Source organism: Bartonella sp. EBT8 (genome assembly GCF_055796165.1).
The window spans coordinates 1-2,470 of sequence record NZ_JBTTDJ010000045.1; the positions used below are offsets into that span (position 1 = coordinate 1).

Annotated in this window: 3 protein-coding genes; all 3 read left to right on the forward strand. The window is 44.8% G+C overall.

All coding sequences use genetic code 11. From position 1 onward, the window contains the following. On the forward strand, positions 1–441 hold a 441-nt coding region (locus tag AC0QT4_RS08780; protein WP_473201297.1), incomplete at its 5' end, for a phage tail protein. Positions 442–448: 7 nt separating this feature from the next. After that, positions 449–1,456 (forward strand): phage tail protein, encoded by a 1,008-nt coding sequence (locus tag AC0QT4_RS08785; RefSeq protein WP_473201298.1) that lies wholly within the window; start codon positions 449–451, stop codon positions 1,454–1,456. A gap of 7 nt (positions 1,457–1,463) precedes the next feature. Further along, positions 1,464–2,470, forward strand: a 1,007-nt coding sequence (locus tag AC0QT4_RS08790; RefSeq protein WP_473201299.1) for a phage tail protein, incomplete at its 3' end; no start/stop codon positions are given.

The following is a 2,470-nucleotide window of genomic DNA, read 5'->3' on the forward strand; positions in this document are numbered from 1 at the left end:
TATCGTGGATTGTTTGAAGCGATAGGGACGGTTTGGGGGGAAGGGGATGGTGCAGAGACGTTTAATGTCCCTGATTTTCGTGGGATGTTTTTGCGTGGTTTAGATGATGGGCGTCAAATTGATCCAGATCGTAGTTTTGCCAGTATTCAGACAGATTTAATGCAGTCCCACCAGCATGAGGGTCAGAAGATTTCTTTTTCGCATTTTACCAGTACCGAAAACTATTGGGATGGCAATACGACCGATGTGTTGGGTCATCGTCTCCGTTTATTTGAGGGTGGTGTTTTATCCAATTTTACGGGCATAGAGAGTGAGAATATTCACGGATATATTGTTGAGCCCTATACCCTTGATGATCGGCGGGATGTTGTTTTGGAAAGGACAGGCGAGGGGGAAACGCGTCCGGTCAATGTCTCGGTTGTTTTTGGCATTAAGACATGAGGTTTAGATGTCGACGATTTATGATTGGTCTTTAACGGCTTTAGAGAATGGCTACAGTGATGATGCGATCGGTTGGTTAGAAAGACAATTACCAAGCACGGTGAACAATAGTGCGCGCGTGATGATGCAAAGGATAACAGAGTATCTTACAGATACATGTGGTGTCCTTGAAAGTGTTTTTACGAATGATGAAGCGCAGCAAAGAACAGCGATTAGGCTTGAGAGCAAATCCCATTTTTTAGCCTATAATAATGATATCGTTTTGCGTTTTAAGTCCAAGGGCAAGAATGTTGGAGGGACGAGCCTTTCCCTGAATGGATTAGAGGGCAAGGATGTTTATAAAACCACAGAAGTTGGAGCCCAGTTTTTAACAGGAGGCGAGATCCAACCTGGTTGTATTTATAGCGTCGTTTATAATCACGGGCTTTGGCAGCTTTTGAATCCGACCCCCATTCCCGCTGTTCCCGTTATTTCCCCTTATCCTTCGGGCACGATAGGGGCTTTTGCCATGCAGTTTTTACCCCCCGATTGGTTATTGTGTGATGGGAAGGAGTATTTACGCAGTGATTATAGTGCTCTGTATGAAGCGATCGGGACCAGATGGGGTGGAGGTGGTAGCCATACGAAGTTTAATGTTCCGGACTTGCGTGGTGTTTTTTTGCGTGGTTTGGATGATGATCGTCAGATTGATCCATGGCGTAGTTTTGCCAATTTACAGAAAGATAGCCTCAAGGTGCATGATCATGGTGGAGAGAGCTTTTCAGTTTTGAATAGTGAAGGGGAGTCAGAACGTTGGCATGGGGATCTCACGATTTTCTGGGGTTATGAGTTTAATGAGCAGCAAAGATTGAAACTTGCAGAACGGCTGGGCGTCAGGCCAGAGGATATCCGTGTTCACCATAAGCTTGCCTTTCCCCATTCCCATCTTCATATGCAAGAAGTTGTTTTGGAAGGGTCAGGAGAGAGAGAGACGCGTCCGATCAATGTGTCGGTTGTGTTTGCGATCAAAACATGAGGTTTAGATGTCAACGATTTATGATTGGTCTTTAACGGACTCAGAGAATGGTGGTGCTGATGATTTGATTAATTGGTCAGAAGGACAAGCCCCCAATACGGTGAATAACAGTGCGCGTGTCATGATGCAGAGGGTAAGGGAGTATTTATCAGATATCGGAGGAGCTGTTACAAGCACGTTTAAGGTTTATCCTGAACAGCAAAAGATAGAACTTTATTTGAACAGTCACACAGGTTTTTCCAAGTATCAGACAGGTATATTGTTGCGCTTTAACTCTCCATGCACGACTACTGGAGCAACAACAGTTTCCTTGAATGGGTTAGCAAGTAAACCGGTTTACAAAGCAACAGAAACAGGTCTTGTCCAGCTTACAGGGGGCGAGATCCAACAGGGCTGTCTTTATAGTTTGGTGTATGATGAAGAAATAAGCGGTTGGCAACTTCTCAATCCCACAATACAAAAATCGACCTCCTTAAAGCGTTTACCTAGTGGTCTTATTGGTCCGTTTGCCATGCAAAGCTTACCTTCTGGTTGGCTTGTTTGCGATGGGCGCGCTTATTTGCGCGAGGATTACAGGGATCTTTTTTTGACGATAGGGACGGTTTGGGGGGAGGGAGATGGTGTGAGCACCTTTAATGTCCCGGATTTGCGAGGAGTATTTTTGCGTGGTTTGGATGATGGGCGTGCTGTTGATCCTTGGCGTTCTTTTGCAAGTCTTCAAGGTTTTTGTTTAAAATCTCATGATCATTTTATTAGTCCTTCGTCCTCACAGCGTCCTTCCCGCCAGAAGCGAGAAGTGTCTTCTTCTGAGAGTTCTTTGAAGAGGGAGAAGAGAGGGGATGATGTGTGTGCTGGTTTAGATGGGGATTCCTCAGCGTTATGTGAAGTATTCTCTGATGAAATAATGGACTTCCTTAAGCCACATAAGGCTCCTTTTTGGTTTACGGAAAAAGATAAACCGGCTGCTCGTTTGCCTTGGTTTATCAGGAGTCCTTTTGCGAATTTTCTCTATTA